Below are 22509 nucleotides of genomic sequence, written 5' to 3'. Positions count from 1 at the left end.
CCCGTCGGCATCCACGACCGCTTCTTCGACATCGGCGGCGACAGCATCCGCGCCATCCGCGTCATCGGGAGCCTGCGCAGCCAGGGTCGGGACGTCACGGTCGCGGACCTGTTCCGGTACCGGACGGTCGCCGAACTGGCCGAGGCGGTGGACGCCCGGGAGGGCAGGCTGCCGGCCGAGGCCACCCGCCTGGTGGACCGGTTCGCGCTGATCTGCGACACCGACCGGGCCCGCCTGTCCGAGGGCGTGGTCGACGCGTACCCGCTGTCGATGGTGCAGGCCGGTATGGCGTACGAGATGCTCGCCGACCCGACCGGCGACCTCTACCTGAACAGCCTCTGCTACCCGATCGAGGGCGACGGACCGTTCTCGCTGCCGGCCCTGCACGCCGCCGCGCAACTGCTCGCCGGTCGGCACGAGATCCTGCGGGCCTCGATCGACCTGACCCGGTACCGCGAGCCACTCCAGCTCATCCACCCGACCGCCGAGATCCGGGTCGGCTACACCGACCTGCGGGACGTACCGGTCGCCGAGCAGGAGGCGACGGTGGCCCGGCTGGTCGCCGAGGAGCGGCAGGACCGGTTCGACCTCGGCACGCCGTCGCTGCTGCGGCTGCACGCCTACCAGCTCGCCGACGACCGGTGGCGGCTGCTGGTCAGCTACAGCCACGCCATCCTGGACGGCTGGAGCCAGAACTCGCTGGTCCCGGAGCTGCTGGGGTACTACCGCCGGATCCGGGACGGGCAGGACCCGCAGGCCGCCCCGCCGCCGGCCGTGCGGTTCGCCGACGCGGTGGCGTTGGAGCGGCGGGCGGTGGCCGCCGGGGTGGACCGGGAGTTCTGGGCGTCCCGGGTGCAGACCCACGAGCGGCTCGGCATTCCTGCGGCGTGGGCCGGTGACGGTGCCCGGTACCGGGCGGTCCGGCTGCCCTTCGGTGACCTGATGCCGGGCCTGCGGGAGCTGGCCCGGACGGCGGACGTACCGCTGAAGAGCCTGCTGTTCACCGCGCACCTGACCGTGCTGGGCATCGTGACCGGGCAGCGGCGCTTCCACAGCGGGCTGGTCTGCAACGGACGGCCCGAGCTGACCGACGGCGACCAGGTGCGCGGGATGTTCCTCAACACCGTGCCGTTCGCCGTGGAGCTGACCGGGTCGAGCTGGGCCGAGCAGGCACGCACGGTCTTCGCCGGGGAGGTCGCGCTCTGGCCGCACCGGTACTACCCGCTGCCGGCGATGCAGCGCGAGTGGGGCAACCAGAAGCCGCTGGTGGACATCTTCTTCAACTACACCGACATGCACGTGCTCAACCGGGACGGCATCGACCGGTCGGCGATCACCGACACCACCCCGAACGAGTTCGGTCTCTCGGTGTCCAGCGAGCCCGGCCAGTTGATCATCGAGGCCGGCACCGACCGGGTCGACGACAGCCACCTGGACCTGATCACCCGGACCTACCGGCGGGTGCTGGAGGCGATGGTCGCCGACCCGTCGGGTGACCCGCGCCGATGCGGACTGCCGGACCCCGACCGGAGCATCCTGCTCGGCCTCGGCGCCGGTGGACCGCTGCCGGTCCCGGACGGCACGCTGCCCGAGCTGGTCGCCCGGCAGGTGGCGGCCACCCCGGACGCGGTCGCGGTGGTCTTCGGCGACGACGTGCTCAGCTACGCCGAACTGGACCGCCGGACCAACCGGCTCGCCCACCACCTGCGGGAGCTGGGCGTCGGGCCGGGGACGCTGGTCGGGGTACACCTGAACCGCAGCGCGGACCTGGTCGTGGCGTTCCTCGCGGTGCTCGCCACCGGTGGCGCGTACCTGCCGCTGGACCCGGACTACCCGCCGCAGCGAACCGCCTTCATGCTGGCCAACGCCGGTGCACAGGTGATGGTGACCGAGACCGCGCTGGCCGGGCGGCTGGACACCGCCGGGATCCGGTCCGTGCTGCTGGACGCCGAGCGTTCGGCGATCGCCGCCCGGCCGGAGCACCGGCTGGCCGGCGGGCCGACCGCCGACGACCTGGCGTACATCATCTACACCTCGGGTTCGACCGGCACCCCGAAGGGGGTGATGATCAACCACCGGGGACTGGGCAACTTCCTCGCCGCGATGCGGCACCGGCCGGGTCTGCCGGCGGGGGCCACCGTGGTCGGGCTGACCACCGTGTCGTTCGACCCCTCGGTGCTGGAGCTGTACCTGCCGCTGCTGGTCGGCGGCCGGGTGGTGGTGGCCGACGCGGAGCAGACCCGGGACCCGCAGCGGATGGCCGAACTGATCCGCACCGCCGGGCCGGCGGTCCTCCAGGCCACCCCGGTGACCTACCGGATGCTGCTGGACTCCGGCTGGTCCGCACCGGCCGGCACCACGGTGCTCTGCGGCGGCGAGAAACTGCCGACCGAACTGGCGGTCCGGCTCGCCTCGGCCGGGGCCATCGTGTGGGACATCTACGGCCCGACCGAGACCACGGTCTGGTCCACCACGACCCGGCTGGCGCCGGACGGGCGACCGGTCGACTTCGGCATGGCCCCGAACGCCGGGTTGTACATCCTGGACGAGCGGCTGGAGCCGGTACCGGTCGGCGTCCCCGGTGAGATCCACATCGGCGGGGACGGGGTGGCCTGGGGTTACCGGGAGCGGCCCGCGCTCAGCGCGGAGAAGTTCATCCCCGACCCGCACTCCGACGTGCCGGGTGCCCGGATGTACCGCACCGGTGACCTGGCCCGCTGGCACGCCGAGGGGCATCTGGAGATCCTCGGCCGGGTCGACCACCAGGTGAAGATCCGGGGGCACCGGATCGAACCGGCCGAGATCGAGGCCGCGCTACTGGCCCACGAACACGTCCGGGCCGCGGTGGTGCACCCGCAGCGGATCGGCGGCGACCAGGAACTGGTCGCGTACCTGGTCGGCGGGGAGCAGCACCCGGTACCGGCCGGCGAGCAGCTCCGCGAGTTCCTGCTCCGTACCCTGCCGGACTACATGTGCCCGGCCGCCTATGTGCCGCTGGACGCCTTCCCGCTCACCCCGACCGGCAAGGTCGACCGCAACGCCCTGCCGGTACCGCAGCCCGGTGCCGTCGGGCGGGACGAACCGGTGCGGGTGGCACCGCGTACCGCCGACGAGCGGACCGTGGCGCAGGTGTGGTGCGAGGTGCTCGGCACCGACGAGGTGGGCGTGCACGACAACTTCTTCGAGGTCGGTGGGCACTCCCTGCTGGCCACCCGGGTCGCGGTCCGGCTGCGTACCCTGCTCGACATCGACGTGCCGGTCCGGGCGCTGTTCGACCACGCCACCGTCGCCCGGCTGGCCGAGGCACTGCCCGGCTACCCGAAGCTGGACGACCGGCCGGCGGTCCCCGGGCTGACCGCCCGGCGCCGGCTGGCCGATGTCGCCGCCCGCCGGGGTACCCGGTGACCCCGGGCAGCCCGGCGGGCGGCACGCCGGACGAGGGCCTGCGGTGAGCCGCCTCGACACTCCGGTCGCCGGGGAGCAGATTCCGCCGCTGCACCGCAACCGGGACTTCCTGCTGCTGTGGAGCGGGTCGGCGATCTCCATGCTCGGCTCGACCGCGTCGCTGGTGGCGTACCCGCTGCTGGTGCTGGCGCTGACCGGCTCGCCGGGCGCGGCCGGGCTGGCCGGCTTCGTGGCGCTGCTGCCGACGCTGCTGTTCCAGTTGCCGGCCGGCGCGCTGGTGGACCGGTGGGACCGCAAGCGGGTGATGATCTGGTGCGACCTGCTGCGGGCGCTCGCGGTGGGCAGCATCGTGGCGGCGATCGCCGTCGACGAGCTGCACCTGTGGCACGTGCTCGTCGTCGGCTTCGTCGAGGGGACGTTGTCGGTGGCGTACGAGCTGGCGGCCGGCGCCGCGATCCCGAACGTGGTGCATCCGAGTCAGGTGACCACCGCGCTGTCCCGCAACGAGGCCCGGGAACGGGCTGCGGTGATGGCCGGTACCCCGCTCGGCGGTGCGCTGTTCGGGCTGGGCCGGATCTGGCCGTTCGTGCTGGACACGGTCTCCTACCTGGTCTCCCTGCTGACGCTGCTGTTCATCCGCCGCGACTTTCAGGCCGACCGGCCGGCGGACGACGCCCCGGACGGTGCCCGGGGCGCCACCGCCACCGGGGACGCCGCCACCGCCACCGGGAAGCTGGTCGCCGAACTCACCCACGGGTTGCGCTGGCTGTGGGGGCAGCCGTTCCTGCGGACGGCCACCCTGCTGGTCGCCGGCAGCAACCTGCTGTTCCGGGCCCTGTTCCTGATCGTCATCGTCACGTTCGAGGACGCCGGGGCGGCCCCGGCGGCCATCGGCCTGCTGCTCGGTGTGGCCGGCACCAGCGGGGTGGTCGGTTCACTGGTGGCGACCTGGTGCGCCGGCCGGTTCTCGATGCGCACGGTCGTCGTTGCCGCGAACTGGGTGTGGGCGGTGATGATCTGCGTCATCGCGGTCACCGACGACCTCTACCTGATCGGTGCCGCGTACGCCCTGATGTGGTTCGTGGGGCCGATCTGGAACGTGGCGGTCGCCGGTTACCAGATGGCGCTCACCCCCGACCACATCCAGGGCCGGGTGCTCAGCGCGGTCAGCCTGCTGGCCAACGGCGCGGTCGCGCTCGGTTCCCTGGCCGGGGGCTACCTGCTGGAGTCCCTCGAACCGGCACACGCCGCCTGGTCGATGGCTGTCTGGATGGTCCTGCTCGCCACCCTGGCGACGCTGAGCCGCTCGGTACGTCGAGCGAGCTTTCTGCCGATTGAGCACCCAAGGAGGAGCTGAAGGTGTTGCGCACCATACTCAAGTCCAAGATCCACCGCGCGGTGGTCACCCAGGCCGACCTGCACTACGTCGGTTCGCTGACCATCGACGAGGACCTGATGGACGCCGCCGACCTGATCGCCGGCGAGCAGGTGCACGTGGTGGACATCAACAACGGTGCCCGCCTGGAGACGTACGTCATCGCCGGGGAGCGCGGCAGCGGGGTCATCGGGATCAACGGGGCCGCGGCCCGGCTGATCCACCCCGGCGACCTGGTCATCATCATCAGCTACGTGGCCGTGGCCGACCCGGACGCCAAGGGGTACACGCCCCGGGTGGTGATGGTCGACGAGACCAACCGGATGCTGGGCACCACCGACGACCCGGCCGAGGCGATCCCCGGGACCGGCACCGTTCCCGGTAACACCCTGCGGGCGGCTGCGGATCCCCGTACGGGGAGCGAACGTGCGGGCCGATGAGACCGACATCGGCGGGGTGCTGAGCACGATCGGCGGTTCCCCACTGATCCGGCTGGACAAGCTCATGCCGGACGTCCCCTTCACCCTGTGGGCGAAGCTGGAGGCGCACAACCCGGGCGGGAGCATCAAGGACCGCTCGGCGCTGGGCATGCTGATCGACCGGATCCGCGCCGGGGAGCTGCAACCCGGCCGGTCGGTGGTGGTCGAGTCCAGCTCGGGCAACCTCGGCATCGGGCTGGCCCAGGTCTGCCGCTACTTCGACATCCGGTTCATCTGTGTGGTGGACCCCCGGACGAACGCGCAGAACATCGCCATCATGCGGGCCTTCGACGCCGAGGTGGAGGTGGTGACCAGCACCGACCCGGCCACCGGCGAGTACCTGCCGCAGCGGATCCGCCGGGTCCGGGAACTGGTCGCCACCATTCCGTACGCCTGGTGGCCGGACCAGTACGCCAACCCGTTGAACCCCCGGGCCCACGAGACGACCATGCGGGAGATCGTCGAGGGGGTACCCTCCCCGGTGGACTTCCTGTTCTGCGCGACGAGTTCCTGCGGCACGTTGCGCGGCTGCGCCGACTACGCCCGGACGCACGAGCTGCCGCTGACCATGGTCGCGGTGGACGCGGCCGGTAGCGCGATCTTCGGTGACTACACCCCGCGCAAGCGGCTCATCCCGGGCCACGGCGCGGCGGTCCGGCCGAAGCTCTACCGGGACGGGCTGGCCGACAAGGTGGTGCACGTCGGCGACCTGGACTGCGTGACCGGGTGCCGCCGGCTGGCCCACCGGGAGGCGATCCTCGCCGGCGGGTCCTCGGGTGCCGTGGTGGCCGCCGTGGAGCAGCTCCGCGATCTGATCCCGGCCGGCGCGACCTGCGCGCTGATCTTCCCGGACCGGGGTGAGCGCTACCTGAACACGATCTACGACGACGACTGGGTGACCGCGCACTTCGGCGACGTGACCCACCTGTGGAAGGACCCGACCGTGGACGGAGTGCCATGTTGATCATTTCGGCCGGCGAGGTCCGGCAGCTCCTGTCCGACCGGGAGGACGCCGTCCTGGACGCGGTCCGCCACGCCTACGTGCGGCACGCGCAGGGGCGTACCGTGCTGCCGCACTCGGTGTTCCTGCGGTTCCCGGAGGACACCCGCAACCGGATCATCGGGCTGCCCGCGTACCTGGGCGACGACACCCCGGTCGCCGGCATGAAGTGGATCTCGTCGTTTCCCGGCAACATCGACAGCGGACTGGCCCGGGCCTCCGCGGCGATCATCGTCAACTCGATGGAGAACGGTCACCCGGTCGCCCTGATCGAGGGCTCCACGATCTCCGCCCGACGGACCGCCGCCAGCGCCGCCCTGGCCGCCGGCGCCCTCACCCCGCCGGCCAGCGGGGTCTCCCTGGTCGGCTGCGGCGTGATCAACTTCGAGGTACTGCGGTTCCTCCGCGCGGTGCTGCCCGGTCTGGGCGAGGTGACCGTCTTCGACCTGGACGCCGGGCGGGCCGCCGCGTTCGCCCGGCGCTGCGCACGCTGGGACCTGAAGGTGAGCGTCGCCGGCACGGTCGAGGAGGCCCTCGCCGCCCACCCGCTGGTCTGCCTGGCCACCACGGCGGGCGTACCGCACCTGGGGCTGGCACGCTGCCAGCCGGGGGCGCTGGTGCTGCACCTGTCGCTGCGGGACATCTTCCCGGCGGACATCCTCGCCGCGGTCAACGTGGTCGACGACGCCGACCACGTCTGCCGGGCGGCGACCTCGCTGCACCTGGCCGAGCAGGAGACCGGGCACCGGGACTTCATCGCCGCCGGTATCGGCGAGATCCTCGGTGGGGCCGAATGGCGGCACGACCCGGAGCGGATCACCGTCTACTCGCCGTTCGGCCTGGGCGTACTCGACCTCGCGGTGGCCGAGCTGGTCCGGCGTACCGCCGAGCGGGTCGGCATCGGCACCCGGCTGCCGGACTTCCTGACCATGCCACCGGAGGACCCGGATGCCGACTGAGCCGAGCGTCGCGCCGTGGAACGACACGGCCGTGACGTACCCGGGCCAGCCGGCCCTGCACGAGCTGGTGCACGGGCAGGCGGCGCGTACCCCGGACGCCGTGGCGGTGGTCGCCGACCGGGAGCAGCTCAGCTACGCCGACCTGGTGGGGCGGGCCAACCAGCTCGCCAACCTGCTGGTCGCGCGGGGCATCGGCCCGGAGTCCCGGGTCGGGGTCTGCCTGCACCGGGGCACCGACATGGTGGTGGCGCTGCTCGGCATCCTCACCGCCGGGGCCGGCTACGTGCCGCTGGACCCGGAGTACCCGGCGCAGCGGATCGCCTTCATGGTGGCCGACGCGCAGCTCGACACCGTGGTCACCGACCCGGACCTGCCGGTGCTCGCCGAGCTGGACCGGGCCGTGGACATCGTGTCGGTGGGCCGGGACACCGCCGGCTGGCCGACCGGGGTGCCGCAGGTCGCCGTCGACCCGGACCACCCGGCGTACGTCATCTACACCTCCGGTTCCACCGGCCGGCCCAAGGGGGTGGTGATGCCGCACCGGGGGATCGTCAACCGGGTCCGCTGGGGGCTGGCCGCGTACCCGCTGGGCCCCGACGACCTTGTGCTCCAGAAGACCCCGTACAGCTTCGACGTCTCGGTGCCGGAGTTCTTCGGCACCCTCGCCGCCGGTGCGCGCCTGGTGATGGCCCGCCCGGGCGGGCACCGCGACCCGGCCTACCTGATCGACACGATCCACCGGTACGGCATCACCAGCGTCCACTTCGTACCGTCGATGCTGCGGGCGTTCCTCGCCGAGGTCCGCGACACCGGGGCCCGCTTCCCCACCCTGCGCCGGATCGTGTGCAGCGGGGAGGCGCTCACCCCGGACCTGGTCACCGGGGCGGACGAGCTGATCGGCTGCGAGGTGCTCAACCTGTACGGGCCGACCGAGACGGCGGTGGAGGTGACCGGGCTGCGCTGCCGGCCCGGTGAGCCGGTCAGCATCGGTCACGCGGTGGCGAACACCCGCACGCACATCCTCGACGACCGCAGCGAACCGGCGGAGATCGGCGAACTCTGCCTGGCCGGGGTGCAGCTTGCCCGGGGCTACCTGGGACGGCCGGCGCTGACCGCCGAACGGTTCACCCCCGACCCGTTCGGCCCGCCCGGTTCCCGGCTGTACCGCACCGGCGACCTGGCCCGCCGGCTGCCCGACGGCGCGGTGGACTACCTTGGCCGGATCGACCACCAGGTCAAGATCCGGGGCCACCGGGTCGAGTTGGGCGAGATCGACGCCGCCCTGCGTACCGTGCCCGGGGTGCAGGCCGCCGCCACGGCCGTGCACGCCGACCAGCTCGTCGGGTACGTGGTGGCGGCCACCGTCGCCCCCACCGTCCGGGTGCTCCGGGCCCACCTGACCGAGCGGCTGCCCGGGTACATGGTCCCGTCGGTCTTCATGGCCGTGCCGGCGCTACCGATCAGCCCGAGCGGCAAACTCGACCGGACGGCCCTGCCCGCCCCGGACCACCGGCGGCTCGCCGACTCCGGACGGGTCGACCCGCGTACCGACGACGAACGCCGGCTGGCCGACATCTGGGCCGACCTGCTCGGCGGCGGACCGGTCGGGGTCCAGGACACCTTCGTCGAACTGGGCGGCGACTCGCTGGCCGCCACCCGGGTCTGCTCCCGTGTCCGCCGGTCGTGGGGCTGGTCGTTCTCCCCCGCCGACGTGCTCACCGCAACGGTGGCCGAACTCGTGGCGCGGGGCGGCAGCGACGGCCCGGCAGACACCGGAGAAGCCGGAGAAGCCGGGACGGTCGGGGCCGGCACGCCGGGCGCGGTGGACGCCACCACCGGCCCGGGCACCGGGGTCGGCGCGGGCCAGCCGGCCGGTACGCCGCTCAGCGCCGCCCAGCACCGGATCTGGTTCGCCGACCAGCTCGACCCGGGATCGACCACCTACACGATGTTCGAGTCCTACCGGCTGCGCGGCCCGGTCGACGTGGACGCGCTGCGGGCCGCCGTGGCGGACACGGTACGCCGGCATCCCGCCCTGCGGACCACCTTCCAGTCCCGCCGGGGCGTGCCGTACGCGGAGGTCGGCCCGGACGCCCGGGTACCGGTCGAGGTGCTGACGGTCGCCGACGACGCCGGCGTGCAGGCGGCCGTCGACCGGCTCACCGCCGAACCGTTCGCGCTCGCCGAGGGGTCACTGCTCCGGGTCACCCTGCTGCGGCTGGCCCCCGAGGAGCACATCCTGGTCGCCACCATCCACCACATCGTCGCCGACGACTGGTCGATGGACGTGCTGTGGCGGGACGTGTGCCGGGCGTACGCGCTGCACCGGCAGGGCCGGGCGGGGAGCGTCGACCCGTTACCGCCGGCTCCCCTGCCGACCACCGATCCGGCCGACCTCGACTACTGGCGCCAGCACCTGGCCGGCGCGCCGGCCACCCTGGACCTCCCCGCCGACCTGTCCCGGCCGGCCCGGCTGCGGCACACCGAGGACACCGTCCGGTTCACCCTGCCGGCGGAGGTCGCCGCCGGGGTGCGGACGCTGGCCCGGGCGACCGGATCGACCCCGTTCATGGTGCTGCTCACCGCCTTCGCCGTGCTGGTCGGGCAGCTCGCCGAACGCGACGACCTGGTGATCGGCACGTTCTCCGGCAACCGGGGCACCGAGGAGGCCGAAGACGGGATCGGGATGTTCGTCAACACCCTGGCCCTGCGGGTGCCCTGCCCGTCCGGGGCGACCTTCACCGACCTGCTGCACCGGGTACGGGAGGTGGCGCTGGCCGGGTACCGGCACCAGGGGTTCCCCTTCGACCGGCTGGTGACGGCGCTGCGCCCGAAACGCGACCTGAGCCGTAACCCGGTGGTCCAGGTCGCCTTCCAGCTCCTCGGTGACCTGACCGGTCGGGTCCGGTTGCCCGGTGTCACCACCGAGCCGTTCCGGCACGGCCAGGGCGGTTCCCCGTTCGACCTACTGCTCACCGCCCGGGAGGAGGGTGCGCAGTTGGCCGGGTGGCTGCACTACCACCGCGACCTGTTCACCCCCGCCCGGGCGGCCTCCTTCGCCGACGGCTTCACCGGGATCGTCATGGCGGCGGTGCAGCAGCCGGACCGCGCGGTCGGCGGGCTGACCGGTCGGGAGGGTGCGGAAAATACGGGGGCCCTGGCCGGCAATCTGGGTGGTGCGGGCCGATGAGCATCCGGCGGATCGTTCCTAGCCTGGGTCGGTAAGAGCGACGACGCGCAGGACACGCAGGAGACGATCATGAGGACCGAGGCGAAACCCGTGCTCACCGCCCAGCAGCTACGGGTGCTCGAACTCGTCGCCAACGGGTACGACAACGCGGGGATCGCGCGGGAGCTGCACTGCTCACCGCACAGCGTGAAGAACGTGATCTACGACCTCATGGCCCGGTTGCAGGTACGCAACCGGGTCCATGCGGCCGCGTACGCCATCCGTCGCGGGCTGATCTGACTCAGAGCGGGCTGATCTGACTCAGATCAGCCCCTCGCGCAGGGCGTACGCCACGGCGTGCGCCCGGTTGCGCACCTGCCACCGGTGGGTGATCGTGTGCACGATGCCGGTCACGGTACGGACCGAGTAGGCCAGCGACCGGGCGATCTCCTCGGTCTCGTGTCCGTCGGCGAGCATGAGCAGCACGGTCTTCTCCCGTTCGGTGAGCTGCCGGGCCGGCTGCCGTTCCGCCGACCGGTCGCCGGCCCGGGTCAGCAGGCCACCCAGCAGGTCGGCCGGCACGGTGAAGTCACCGTCGACCGTCGCCCGGACCGCCGGACGCAGCCGGTCCGGGCGGACCTCCGCCCGGCGCAGCAGGCCACCGGCCCCCGCCTCGACCGCGTTGACCACGTCCGACTCCCGCACCGTGCCGGCCACCAGCAGCACCCGCCGGCCGCCCCGGGTCAGTGAGCGCACCAGGAACAGCACGGGGTCGCTGACCTCGTCGGCCACGATCAGCACCACGTCCGGCCGGTCGACCACGACGGTCAGCTCCGGGCAGTTCCGCACCATGTCGTCGACCTCGGCCCGCACCGCCGGATCGGCGGCGATGACCTGCACACGTAACCGCTCGTCCATGTACCACTCCAGGGAACTTGTCGCCGACAGACGGCATCGAGGATGCCGCCGGTGGGCCGGCGACCGGCACGGGGAATGGCCCCCATATTCACCGGCGGGGCGGCACCGGGTACCGGCACGTACGGCCGCGCCCGGCCCGCCGGGGTGTCCGCCGGACGCACCGACCGGACGGAGCGCACCGGCCCGGACACGCCACGCTTACAAATATGGGGGCGGTGCCCCCATGCCGGGCGGCACGGCGGACGGCAGGCTGGTGACCATGACGGACACGCCTGCGGTCGCACCCGCGCGGGAGGCGGGCGTACCGGCGGCGGTCGACTGCTGGTGGGCCCCCGGCCTGGCGCTCGCCGAGCGGTGCGCCCGGCCGGCAGCGCCCGTCGGCCCCGGACCCACCCGCAGCGGTACGACGTCCGCCTCTGGTCCGACCGGCGCCCGGCAGCGGTTGGCGACCTGGTACGACGCGTACGGGCTGGGTGAGGACGGGATGTTCACGATCCGGCTGGCCGATCTCCAGCTCACCGAGGAGGATCTGCTCGACCTGCTGGCCGAGCCCTCGGCGGTGCTCGCCGCGCGTACCGCGACCCCGGGCTGGGCCGACCTCACCACCCGGGTACTCGGCACGGCGCCGTCGGTGCCCGCAGGCGCGCGGCCGGCGCCCGGAGACGGTCCACCGACGGACTGGGTCACCAGCTTCACCCGGATCCTCGCCCCGTACCTCGACCTGACCGACCGGCTGTTGGCCGGGGAACTACCGGTGGACAGCGGGGTGGACGCGTCCGCCATCCGGGCCGAGTTCCGCGACACGCTGGCCGGGCGGCTGGTCCGGGCGGCGGCCCGCACCCTGGTGCTGGAGCTGAACGTACGGCGGGAGCAGGGCCGGCTGGTCGGCGCCACCGCCGAGGAGCGGTTCGTCGACTTCGTCCACCAGCTCCGGCAGCCGGCAGAACTGACCGTTCTGCTGGCCCGGTACCCGGTGCTGGCCCGGGTCCTCGCCCAGACCTGCCGGTACGCGGTGGACGCGACCGTCGAACTGGTCGGCCGCCTGACCGCCGACCGGACGGCCATCGTGGACACCTTCTTCGGCGGCACCGACCCGGGCCCGTTGACCGCGCTGCACATCGGGGCCGGTGACCGGCACGAGCGGGGGCGGGCGGTGGCGCTGCCCCGCTTCGCCAACGGCGTACGGGTGGCCTACAAGCCGCGGCCGTTGGGCGTGCACCGGCACTTCAACGGCATGCTGGACTGGCTCAACGCCCGCCGGCCCGACCTCGGCCTGCGTACCCTCACCGTGCTAAACCGGGGCGGTTACGGCTGGGTGGAGTACGTGGCCGCCGCGCCCTGCGCCGACCGGGCGGCGGTCGAGCGGTTCTACCACCGGCAGGGTGCCCTGCTGGCGCTGCTGTACGCGCTGGACGGCTCGGACATCCACTACGAGAACCTGATCGCCGCCGGTGACCAGCCGGTCCTGGTCGACGTGGAGACACTGTTCCATCCCGCCCTGGCCGCACCGGCCGGGATCGGCACCGACCCGGCGGCCGAGGCGCTCACCGGCTCGGTGTACCGGTCGGCGCTGCTGCCCCAGCTACTGCTCGGCGACGACGACGCGCTCGACATCTCCGGGCTGGGCGGGGACAAGGGCCGGCCGATGCCGGTACCGGCGGTCGACTGGGCGGCACCGGGCACCGACGAGATGCGGCTGGTCCGCCGGACCGTGGTGTTCAGCGGTGCGGACAACCGGCCCCGGCTCGACGGGGTGGACGTCGACCCGGCCGACTTCACCGGTCGCCTGCTCGCCGGGTTCCGCGCCGGGTACGACACCATCGTCGCGCACCGCGCCGAACTGCTCGCCCCGGACGGCCCGGTGCACCGCTTCGCCACCGACGCCACCCGCGTCGTGGTCCGGGCCACCCGGGTCTACCTGCGCCTGCTCGACGAGTCCACGCACCCGGACGTGCTGCGCGACGCGCTGGACCGGGACCGGCTGTTCGACGTGCTCTGGGCGGGCTCGGTCGGCGACCCGACCCGGTTACGGCTGGTCCGGCACGAGTCGACCGAGCTGTGGCACGGTGACGTGCCGGTCTTCACCGCCCGGCCCGGCGAGCGGGACCTGTGGTCCGGCACCGGTGACCGGATCGCCGACGCGCTCGACCGGTCCCCGCTGGACCGGGTGCTCGACAAGATCGGCCGGATGGGGGACGTCGACCGGTACGACCAGGAATGGATCATCCGGGCGACCCTGGCCACCCGGCACCGGCACGACGGGCACGAGACCGGTACGCCGGTCCCCCGGCCCTTCGCGGCGACCCCACCCGACCCGGCCCGACTGCTCGCCGCGGCCCGGGGCGTCGCCGACCAGATCATCGCGCGCGGCTACGACGACGGCGACCGGATCAACTGGCTGGGCCTGGAACTGCTCGACGAACGGCAGTGGACGGTGATGCCGCTCGGCGCCGGCCTGGCCAACGGTTACCCCGGTGTCGCGGTCTTCTTCGCCCAGCTCGCCGCGCTGACCGGCGACCCCCGCTACGCGACGGCGGCCCGCCGGTCGCTGCACCCGGTACCCCGGCTGGTCGAGCAGTTGGCTGCGGACCCCGAACTGGCCGCGGCCGTCGGTTGCGGTGGCTTCGCCGGCTTCGGCGGGCTGGCCTACGCCCTGACCCAGGTGTCGGTCCTGCTCGCCGACCCCGAGGTCGGGCAGTGGATCGACCCGGTGGTGCAGCTCGCCGCCGGCACGGTGGACACCGACGCCGGGCACGGGGTGTTCGACGGGTGGGCGGGTTGCCTCGCCGCCATGCTGGCCGTGCACGCCAGCACCGGGCTGCCCACGGCCTGGCACACCGCGACCCGCTGCGCCGAGCACCTGCTGGCCTGCTCCCAGGGTCGGCCCCAGGCTCCCGGTTTCGCCTTCGGGCAGGCCGGGGTCGGTTGGGCGCTGCTGCGGTACGCCACCGCCACCGGGCAGCAGCGGTACGCCGACCGGGGGCTGGACCTGCTGCGCGACGCGGCGGACCTGGCCCGGCTACGGAGCCACTCGTGGTGCCAGGGCTGGCCCGGGGTTGGTCTCGCCCTGCTCGACGTGGCCGGGTCGGCGGCGGACCCGTGGACCGCGATGCTGATCGACCGCACCGTGGACGCGGTACTGCCCAGCGGACCGCTGCCCAACCACAGCCTCTGCCACGGGGAGCTGGGTCGGCTGGAACTGCTGGGGGCCGCCGCGCAGCGGGAGCGGGCCGCCGCCACGGCGCACATCCGGCACGCCAGCATGATGCTCTCCGCCATCGAGCTGTCCGGTGCCCGGTGCGGCACCCCCGCCGGGGCGCCGAGCCCCGGGCTGCTCAACGGCATGTCCGGGGTGGGACACGGGCTGCTCCGGCTCGGTTTCCCCGACCAGATCCCCTCCGTGCTGCTGCTCCAGCCGCCGGAGACGTCACAACCGGCCGCCGGCTCCCGGCGCCGTATACCGATGGAGGAATCCTGATGCAGAACGACCGTTCCTGGGCCGGCCAGTCCGGCGGTGACGGGCTGGCCGCAGCCTCCCCCGCCGGTCGGATCGAGCTCGGCTCGGCACCGGCGATCGGCCGGCGGGCCCGCGCCCTGGCCGGGCTGACGGCGGGGCCGGCAGCGATGATCATGCTCGCCGGTGCCGCCACCGACACCGGTACCACGCACAGCGCGCCGTGACCCACCGGGCGTCAGGGGCGTGACCTGCGACGGGCGTCAGTGGGTGGTGTTGCCCACTGACGCCCTGTCGATTTGATGACGCACCCGGCGGGGCGGTACCGCTAACCTTCCCCCATGCAGGTGGTGTCTCCGGTTGTCGTGGGACGCGACGCCGAGGTTCGGCTGTTGGAGGAACGCCTGGCCGGGACCCGGCGGCTGCACGGGGGTACCGTCTTCGTCCTCGGTGAAGCGGGGATCGGCAAGTCCCGACTGATCGGCGAGTCAGTCTCCCAGGCGTTCCTCGCCGGCGTACCGGTCCTGCGGGGCCGGGCCAGCCCGACCAGTGCGCTGATGCCGTTCCGGCCGATCACCGAGGCGCTGTTCTCCCTGTTCCGCACCGAGGGCCCCCAGCACGACGACCGGCTCGCGCCGTACCGTCCGGCGCTGGCCCGGCTGGTACCGGAATGGCGTACGTCGGCCCAGCCCGGTGGCGAGTCCCTGGTGGTCCTGGCCGAGGCGGTGCTCCGGCTGCTCAGCGTCACCGGCCGGGAGCGGGGCTGCCTGGTGGTGCTGGAGGACCTGCACGACGCCGACGCGGAGACCCTAGCCGTGGTCGAGTACCTGGTCGACAACCTCGCCGGCCAACCGGTCCTGCTGGTCGCCAGCCTACGACCGGATGCCGGGCCGGCCGCCGACCTGGCCCGGACGACCGCACAGCGCCGCGCCGCCACCATCGTCGCGCTCGCCCCGCTCAACCCGGCACAGATCCGCCAGCTCGCCGCGTCCTGCCTCCGGCTCGACCCCGCCGACCTGCCCGATCCGGTGGTCGAACGCCTGCTGCGCGACAGTGACGGCAGTCCGCTCGTCGTGGAGGAACTCCTCCGCAGCGCCCTGGACGCCAACGTGCTGACCTGCGACGCCGACGGGTGCCGGCTGATCGGCGAGCTGGGCGACGAGGTGCCGTCCAGCCTGGTCCGCAACGTCGGGCAGCGCGCCGACCGGCTCGGTGCCGAGGGACGCGGGCTGCTCAACATCGCCGCCGTGCTGGGGCGGCGGTTCAGTGTCTCGGTGGTGCAGGAGATCAGCGGCCTGGACGACCGGACCCTGCTCAGCCACCTCGGCGCGGCAGCCGACGCGCAGCTCATCGGCCCGGACGGCGCGGCACCCGACTGGTACAGCTTCCGGCACGCGCTGACCGCCGAGGCCCTGCTCGCCTCGCTGGTCCCGGCGGAGGCGGCGTCGATCGCCCGCCGGGCGGTACACGTGCTGACCGCCAGCCGGCCGGGGCTGCCCGGCGAGTGGTGCCAGCTGGTCGCCCGACTCAGCCTCACCGCCGGAGACGGGCGCGGCGCCGCCGCGCACTTCGCCGAGGCGGGCCGGCGGGCGCTGGCCGACGGCGCCACCGCCTCGGCGATCCGGCTGCTCAACCAGGCCAACGAGCTGCTCGCCGCGACCAGCGACGACGGGACGGGGATCCGGGCCGAGGTGCTGGAGTCCCTGATGTACGCGCTGGCCGAGGCGGGGCAACTGGACCGCGCCTTCGAGCTGGCCCGCACGCTGGCCCCGCCGGAGGTACCGGACCGGCGCCAGCGGGTGGCCCTGCACACCCGGCTCGCCTGGGGGGCGGTGCTCGCCGGGCGGTGGTCCGACGCCGCCGGCCAGGTGACCGCGGCCCGCACCCTGCTCGGACGGGAGGCCGGGCCGGCGGAGACCGTCTCGGTCGACGTGGTCGAGGCGTACCTGCTGGTGGAGGGGCAGGGCACGGACGGCGACGGGGGGCCGCAGCGGGCCGCGCGGGCCGGCCGGATCGCGCTGAACGCGGTACGCGTCGCCGAACAGGTCGGTGCCCCGGTAGTCGCCGCACAGGCGTGGCAGCTGCTCGCCATGCTCGCCCGGCACCGCAGCTTCGACGAGGCGGAGGCGTACCTCAACCGGATGCTCGCCCTGGCCGAGACGCACGCCCTGCCCATCTGGCGGGTACACGCGACGCTGCGGCTCGGCGTCAACCGGGCGATGCGCACCGGGGAGACCGACGGTCTGCGGCAGGCGCTGCGCGAGGCACAGAGCATCGGCGCGATCGCGCTGGCGTACACCGCCGAGAGCAGCCTCGCCCTGGAGGCGGTGCTCCGCGCCGAGTACACCACCGCCGACGAGATCAGCGCCCGGTGCGCCGAGGTGACGGCCCGCCTGCGCTACCTGGACGACCACCAGTACAACCTGCTGACCCGGGCGATGGCCGCGGCCCACCAGGCCGACCGGGTGGGCATGGACCGGCAGCTGGCCGAGTTCCGGGCCTGGGGCGGTGAGCAGTCCCTACAGATGCCGCTGCTGTTCGGTCTCTGCCGGGCCTTCTGCGCGCTGCTGGAGGAGAATCCGGAGCTGGCCCGCCGTGATCTGGCCGAGGCCCGCTCCTGGGAGGAACGCCAGCCCAGCGTCTACTACCTCTCCGGCCGGTACGGCCTCACCCTGCTGCTGGACGTGCTGCACGGCAAGGCCGGTCGCGAGCAGTTCGACGCGGTCACCGCCTCCCCCGGGGCGGAACTGCGGTGGAACCGGCAGTTCCTGCTGCTCGCCGAGGCGGTGCTGCTGGGCCGGGAGGGTCGCACCGCACAGGCCGTCGCCGCGGTGGAACGGGCCCAGGAGGTGGCGGAGTGCTACCCGCGGACCCGGCACCTCGGGCTGCGCCTGGTGGCCGAGGCCGCCCTCACCGACGGGTGGGGTGACCCGATCGGCTGGCTACGCGCTGCTGAGGAGTACTTCCATCTGGCCAACCTGCCGATCGTGGCCGGCGCCTGCCGGGCGCTGCTGCGCCGGGGCGGGGCCCGCACCCCGCAGCGTCGCAGCGGCCGGCACCGGATCCCGGCCGCCCTGATCAGCAAGGGCCTGACGGTACGGGAGTTCGAGGTGCTGCTGATGCTCACCGACCGGCACGGCAACAAGGACATCGCCCAACGGCTGTTCATCTCCCCGCGCACGGTGGAGAAGCACGTGGCGAGCCTGGTGGCCAAGACCGGCTGCGACGACCGGGCCGGTCTGCGGGAGTACGCCGTCGCCGTGCTGCGCGCGTCCCGGTCGGCCGACCCCGGCGAGTGGAACTGACCGGGGTGGGGGATGACAGCCGCCAGTTTTCGACAGGTCCGGGCGGTATTGACAGCCGCCAGTTTTCGACAGGTCCGGGCGGTCCCGCATCGGCAAAATCACCGGTCCGGGCGGACCGGACCGGTGCGGGACGGCATCCTCGAAGGATGGAGCGAGGATCCGGGGCGGCGGGACACCGCTGCGTGCCGCACACCGCCGACGTCCGCATCGAGGCGTGGGCACCCAGCCGGGAGGAGTGCCTGGCCCAGGCGGTCGCCGCGCTGGTGGACACCTTCGCCGACACCGCACGGGCGCAACCGACCGGGGACGCCGAGTTCCGGGTACCGCCCGCCGACGATCCCGACCTGCTGGTGGCGCTCCTCGACGAGGTGGTCTACCGCCTGGACACCACCGGCGAACTACCGCTGCGGGCCGAGGTCACGGCCGACGACGGCGGGTTGCGGGTGCACTGGACGACGACCGGCACCGACGCGGTGGAGCTGACCGGCGCGGTACCAAAGGCCGTCTCCCTGCACGAACTGCACCTCACCGGCGGCCCGTCCGGCTGGTCGTGCGCGGTCACCCTCGACGTGTGAGGGTCGCCGCAGCCGGGGTACCCGCCGGGAACCGGTGCGTGGCAGGCGTACCGACCGCCGCCGGGGACCGGTGCCCGGTCAGCCCTTGACCACACCGAGCGGCAGCAGCCGGGCCACCCGGCGGCAGAGCCCGGCCCCCTCGGCCGACTCGACCACCGCGGCGATGTCCTTGTACGCCTCCGGCATCTCCTCGGCCAGCCCGCGCCGGGACGCGCCCCGGACCGCCACGTCCCGGGCCTCCATCTGGCGGCGCGGATCCTGACCCCGGGCCGCCCGGGTGGCCTGCTTGCGGCTGCGTACCCGGCCGGCACCGTGGCAGGTCGAGGCGAACGCCGGAGCGTCGGGCACCCCGGTCAGCACGTACGACCCGGTGCCCATCGAGCCGGGGATCAGCACCGGTTGTCCCACCGGCCGCAGGTCCCCGGGGAGTTCCGGATGACCGGGCGGCAGGGCCCGGGTGGCACCCTTGCGGTGCACACAGAGTTGCCGCTGCGCCCCGTCGGACCCGCGCGTCTCGATCTTGGCCAGGTTGTGCGAGATGTCGTACACCAGGTCGAGCCCGCTGCCGGTGACCCGGTGGAAGACCCGGCGGGCCGCCTCGGCGAGCAGTTGCCGGTTGGCCCGCGCGTAGTTCGCGGCGGCGGCCATTGCGCCCAGGTACGCCCGGCCCTCCGGCGACGACACCGGGGTGCAGGCCAGTTGCCGGTCCGGCACCTGGATGCCGTAGCGGGCCATCGCCTTCTCCATGGCCCGGACATGGTCGGTGCAGATCTGGTGGCCCAGTCCACGAGACCCGCTGTGCACCATCACGCAGACCTGGCCGGCGTGCAGCCCGAACGCGGCGGCCACCGCCGGGTCGTAGACCTCGGCCACCTCCTGCACCTCCAGGAAGTGGTTGCCGGAGCCGAGGCTGCCCACCTGGCCCTGGCCCCGCTCGACCGCCCGTTCGCTCACCTGGTCCGGGTCGGCGTCGCCGACCGCGCCGTAGTCCTCGCACCGGTCGAGGTCCCGCTGGACGCCGTGACCCCGTTCGACGGCGTACCGGGAGCCGCCGCGCAGCACCGCGTCCAGTTCGGCACGGTTGGCCAACTGCCAGACCGCTCTTCTGGTCATCCCCCGGGGAATGGCGGTGTCGAGACCGTCCATCAGCGCGGACAGCACCGGCATCAGACCGGCCCGGTCCAGGTCGGCGGTGAGCAGGCGGACCCCGCAGGAGATGTCGAAGCCCACGCCCCCGGGGGAGACGACGCCGCCGGCGGCGACATCGGTGGCCGCGACACCACCGATCGGGAAGCCGTACCCCCAGTGCACGTCCGGCATCGCGTAGGACGCACCGACGATGCCGGGCAGGGTGGCCACGTTGGCCACCTGGTCGAGCGAACGGTCCCCGGTCACGTCCGGCAGCAGGCCCCGGGACGCGAAGACCACCCCCGGTACCCGCATCGGATCATGGCGGTCGATCCGGAACCGGTACGGCGACTCCTCGACCAGCTCCATGGGGCCCGACTACCCGATCCCGCCCGGACTAACCCACTGTCAGCTTTTCGTGTGGGCCACCCCGGCTGCACCGGCACGGCGACCTTCATCTTCGTGCAACCCGGCGGGCTCTGACGGTGCGGAGTCCATCGGGCGGAAAGGCAGAAAGATGACCATGGCGTAGACGCCGTGCCCTTGCTCCGACATGGTGTGCTCAGGCTTGTGTCCACGGCCGGTCGGCCCGCCCCACAGTCGGTGCGTGGTCGCCCGCCGTAACCCCCGCACACACATCCGGAGTTGCCGATGGCCCCGTTCCCGACAACCGGTCGCAGATCCCTGACGATCCTCAGCGTCGCCGCCCTGACCGTCGCCGGTCTGGTCGGCGCCGGACCCGCTGCCGCCGGCCCGGGCCATACCGTGGTGGTGGGCGACGTCCCGTCCAGCCGCACCCCGGACATCACCGACGGTACGGTCTTCGCCATCCACGACGCCGGGACGAAGGTGATCGCCGCCGGTTCGTTCACGACGGTGGAGAACCGCGGTTCCGACGTCAGCATCCCGCGCAACTACGTGCTCGCCTTCGACAAGGCCACCGGCACGGTGGACACCGCGTTCGCGCCGGCGGTCGACAACGAGGTCCGGGCGGTCATCGCCGGCCCGACCCCCGGCACGGTCTACCTGGCCGGCAAGTTCAACACCGTCAACGGGGTCACCCGGCGGAAGCTGGCCCTGCTCAACGTCGCCGACGGCAGCCTGACCGCCGGCTTCGCCGGCCCGGCCTTCAACGGCCTGGTCAACGACCTCGCACTCGCCGGTGGCCGGCTCTTCGTCGGCGGCATCTTCACCACCGCCGGCAACGCCAACCCGCGCGGCGGTGTCGCCTCGCTCAACGCCGCCACCGGCGCCCTGGACAGCTACCTGACCACCACGCTGACCGAGAACCACAACTGGGACGGGGTCAGCGGGGCCAAGGCCGGGGTGGGCGCGGAGAAGCTGGCGCTGGCCCCGGACGGCAGCAGTCTGGTGGTGATCGGCAACTTCAAGAAGGCCGACGGGGTGCTGCACGACCAGATCGTCAAGCTCGACCTGGGCGAGACGTCGGCCACCATCGCCGACTGGAACACCAGCCGCTACACGCCGCGCTGCGCGTACAACGCGTTCGACTCGTACGTGCGCGACGTCGCGTACTCCCCGGACAGCAGCTACTTCGTGGTGGTCACCACCGGTGCCGCGTTCACCGGCACGCTCTGTGACACCGCCGCCCGGTGGGAGGACGCCGCGACCGGCAGCGACCTGCAACCGACCTGGATCGGGTACTCCGGCGGGGACACGTTCCTCTCGGTGGGCATCAGCGAGCAGGCCGTCTACGTCGGTGGGCACCTGCGCTGGATGAACAACAGCCTCGGCAAGGACAAGGCCCAGCCGGGTGCGGTCGGCCGGGCCAGCATCGCGGCGCTCGACCCGCTCAACGGGCTGCCGCTGGCCTGGAACCCGGGCCGGCACCCGCGCGGCTACGGGGTCGCCGAGATGCTGGTGACCCCGGAGGGGATCTGGCTCGGCAGCGACCAGTCGTGGATCGGCAACTTCCAGTACCGGCGGGAGCGCATCGCGTTCTTCTCGCTGAACAGCGGCACCGCGCCGCACTCCACCGCCACTGCGGGTCTGCCCGGCAACGTCTACCTCGCCGGTCCGCCGGCCGAGACCAACGTGCTGTACCGGGTGAACGCCGGTGGACCGCTGCTGCCCGCCATCGATTCCGGACCGGACTGGGCGGCGGACACCTCGACGGCCCCCAGCCCGTACCACAACACCGGCAGCAGCGTGACGTCGTCCGGCGCGGTGGGCAGCGTCGACGGGACGGTGCCGGCGACCACCCCCGCCACGGTCTTCACCGACCAGCGGTGGGACCCGACCTCCGTCCCGGAGATGCTGTGGGACTTCCCGGTCCCCGCCGGTACCGAGGTCGAGGTGCGGGTCTACCTGGCCAACCGGTACTCGGGTACGTCGACGGTCGGTACCCGGGTCTTCGATGTCGTCCTGGACGGGGCGACCGTGCTGGACAACTTCGACGTGGTGGCCGCGACCGGGCACAACCGGGGCACCATGCGGTCGTTCACCATCACCAGTGACGGCAACGTCGACCTGGACTTCGGGCACGTGGTGGAGAACCCACTGGTCGACGCGATCGAGATCGTCAAGACCGGCCCGCCGCCCCCGGCCGGTACCGGTGACCGGGTGCTGGTCCGCTCCTACGACGGGGTGGCCACGGTCGGCGCCCCGGCCGAGGTGACCAATCCGGACGCGACCGCCTGGTCGACCGCCCGGGGCGGTTTCTGGGTCGGTGGCACGCTCTTCTACGGCATGGGCAGCACGCTCCACCGCCGCAGCTTCAAC

The 22509-nt window shown here is 73.3% G+C and carries 14 protein-coding genes; 12 read left to right on the top strand and 2 right to left on the bottom strand.

What is annotated here, in order from left to right:
- The 7 genes from V6U90_RS28855 to V6U90_RS28825 all read left to right on the top strand — a co-directional run.
- On the top strand, window positions 1-3405 hold a 3405-nt coding region (locus V6U90_RS28855; protein ID WP_334443316.1), incomplete at its 5' end, for a non-ribosomal peptide synthetase.
- 43 nt (window positions 3406-3448) lie between these two features.
- Window positions 3449-4762 carry an MFS transporter gene (locus V6U90_RS28850; RefSeq protein WP_334443313.1) on the top strand — a complete coding sequence of 438 codons (1314 nt, stop codon included), beginning with the start codon at window positions 3449-3451 and terminating at the stop codon, window positions 4760-4762.
- Between the two features lie 2 nt (window positions 4763-4764).
- On the top strand, window positions 4765-5220 hold the full coding sequence (gene panD, locus V6U90_RS28845; RefSeq protein WP_334443310.1) for an aspartate 1-decarboxylase: 456 nt from the start codon (window positions 4765-4767) through the stop codon (window positions 5218-5220).
- A gap of 16 nt (window positions 5221-5236) precedes the next feature.
- Window positions 5237-6223, top strand: a complete 987-nt coding sequence (sbnA, locus tag V6U90_RS28840; RefSeq protein ID WP_334443318.1) for a 2,3-diaminopropionate biosynthesis protein SbnA — start codon at window positions 5237-5239, stop codon at window positions 6221-6223.
- The gene (gene sbnB, locus V6U90_RS28835; RefSeq protein ID WP_334443308.1) at window positions 6217-7218 is read left to right on the top strand and encodes a 2,3-diaminopropionate biosynthesis protein SbnB; all 1002 of its coding nucleotides are present in this window, start codon (window positions 6217-6219) and stop codon (window positions 7216-7218) included. The genes sbnA and sbnB overlap by 7 nt, the downstream gene beginning before the upstream one ends.
- Window positions 7208-10408 carry an amino acid adenylation domain-containing protein gene (locus tag V6U90_RS28830; protein ID WP_334443306.1) on the top strand — a complete coding sequence of 1067 codons (3201 nt, stop codon included), beginning with the start codon at window positions 7208-7210 and terminating at the stop codon, window positions 10406-10408. Before sbnB ends, V6U90_RS28830 begins: the two co-directional genes overlap by 11 nt.
- A 69-nt stretch (window positions 10409-10477) precedes the next feature.
- Complete coding sequence (locus V6U90_RS28825; protein WP_208812481.1) at window positions 10478-10687, top strand: response regulator transcription factor; 210 nt, start codon at window positions 10478-10480, stop codon at window positions 10685-10687.
- Window positions 10688-10708: 21 nt separating this feature from the next.
- Here the strand turns inward: V6U90_RS28825 and V6U90_RS28820 are convergent, their stop codons facing one another.
- Window positions 10709-11305, bottom strand: a complete 597-nt coding sequence (locus V6U90_RS28820; RefSeq protein WP_334443298.1) for a response regulator transcription factor — start codon at window positions 11303-11305, stop codon at window positions 10709-10711.
- Window positions 11306-11564: 259 nt separating this feature from the next.
- Here V6U90_RS28820 and V6U90_RS28815 point away from each other — a divergent pair, with 259 nt between their 5' ends.
- The 4 genes from V6U90_RS28815 (at window position 11565) to V6U90_RS28800 (ending at window position 18639) form a co-directional block, all read left to right on the top strand.
- Window positions 11565-14783, top strand: a complete 3219-nt coding sequence (locus V6U90_RS28815; RefSeq protein WP_334443296.1) for a type 2 lanthipeptide synthetase LanM family protein — start codon at window positions 11565-11567, stop codon at window positions 14781-14783.
- A complete protein-coding gene (locus tag V6U90_RS28810; protein ID WP_334443293.1) occupies window positions 14783-14986 on the top strand; it encodes a hypothetical protein in 204 nt (67 codons plus the stop codon). Before V6U90_RS28815 ends, V6U90_RS28810 begins: the two co-directional genes overlap by 1 nt.
- A gap of 114 nt (window positions 14987-15100) precedes the next feature.
- Window positions 15101-18064, top strand: coding sequence for a helix-turn-helix transcriptional regulator (locus V6U90_RS28805; protein WP_334443290.1), 2964 nt, complete (start codon window positions 15101-15103; stop codon window positions 18062-18064).
- 146 nt (window positions 18065-18210) lie between these two features.
- Window positions 18211-18639, top strand: a complete 429-nt coding sequence (locus tag V6U90_RS28800; protein WP_334443288.1) for an archease — start codon at window positions 18211-18213, stop codon at window positions 18637-18639.
- 78 nt (window positions 18640-18717) lie between these two features.
- Here the strand turns inward: V6U90_RS28800 and V6U90_RS28795 are convergent, their stop codons facing one another.
- Window positions 18718-20136, bottom strand: coding sequence for an RtcB family protein (locus tag V6U90_RS28795; protein ID WP_334443286.1), 1419 nt, complete (start codon window positions 20134-20136; stop codon window positions 18718-18720).
- Window positions 20137-20418: 282 nt separating this feature from the next.
- Between V6U90_RS28795 and V6U90_RS28790 the strand changes: the two genes are divergently transcribed.
- Window positions 20419-22509: malectin domain-containing carbohydrate-binding protein (locus tag V6U90_RS28790; protein ID WP_334443283.1), on the top strand; the 2091-nt coding region annotated here is incomplete at its 3' end.

The sequence above is a fragment of the Micromonospora sp. CPCC 206060 genome, assembly GCF_036906895.1.
Classification (GTDB): Bacteria; Actinomycetota; Actinomycetes; order Mycobacteriales; family Micromonosporaceae; genus Micromonospora.
Note: the sequence above shows the minus strand (reverse complement) of the source record. Positions and strands in the feature narration are given on the sequence as shown.

Excerpts from the sequence above, each read along its gene's own strand:
- sbnB (WP_334443308.1), top strand. The coding sequence starts at position 6,217 with ATGTTGATCATTTCGGCCGGCGAGGTCCGGCAGCTCCTGTCCGACCGG.
- V6U90_RS28830 (WP_334443306.1), top strand. The coding sequence starts at position 7,208 with ATGCCGACTGAGCCGAGCGTCGCGCCGTGGAACGACACGGCCGTGACG.
- V6U90_RS28825 (WP_208812481.1), top strand. The coding sequence starts at position 10,478 with ATGAGGACCGAGGCGAAACCCGTGCTCACCGCCCAGCAGCTACGGGTG.
- V6U90_RS28820 (WP_334443298.1), bottom strand. The coding sequence starts at position 11,305 with ATGGACGAGCGGTTACGTGTGCAGGTCATCGCCGCCGATCCGGCGGTG.
- V6U90_RS28815 (WP_334443296.1), top strand. The coding sequence starts at position 11,565 with ATGACGGACACGCCTGCGGTCGCACCCGCGCGGGAGGCGGGCGTACCG.
- V6U90_RS28810 (WP_334443293.1), top strand. The coding sequence starts at position 14,783 with ATGCAGAACGACCGTTCCTGGGCCGGCCAGTCCGGCGGTGACGGGCTG.
- V6U90_RS28805 (WP_334443290.1), top strand. The coding sequence starts at position 15,101 with ATGCAGGTGGTGTCTCCGGTTGTCGTGGGACGCGACGCCGAGGTTCGG.
- V6U90_RS28800 (WP_334443288.1), top strand. The coding sequence starts at position 18,211 with ATGGAGCGAGGATCCGGGGCGGCGGGACACCGCTGCGTGCCGCACACC.
- V6U90_RS28795 (WP_334443286.1), bottom strand. The coding sequence starts at position 20,136 with ATGGAGCTGGTCGAGGAGTCGCCGTACCGGTTCCGGATCGACCGCCAT.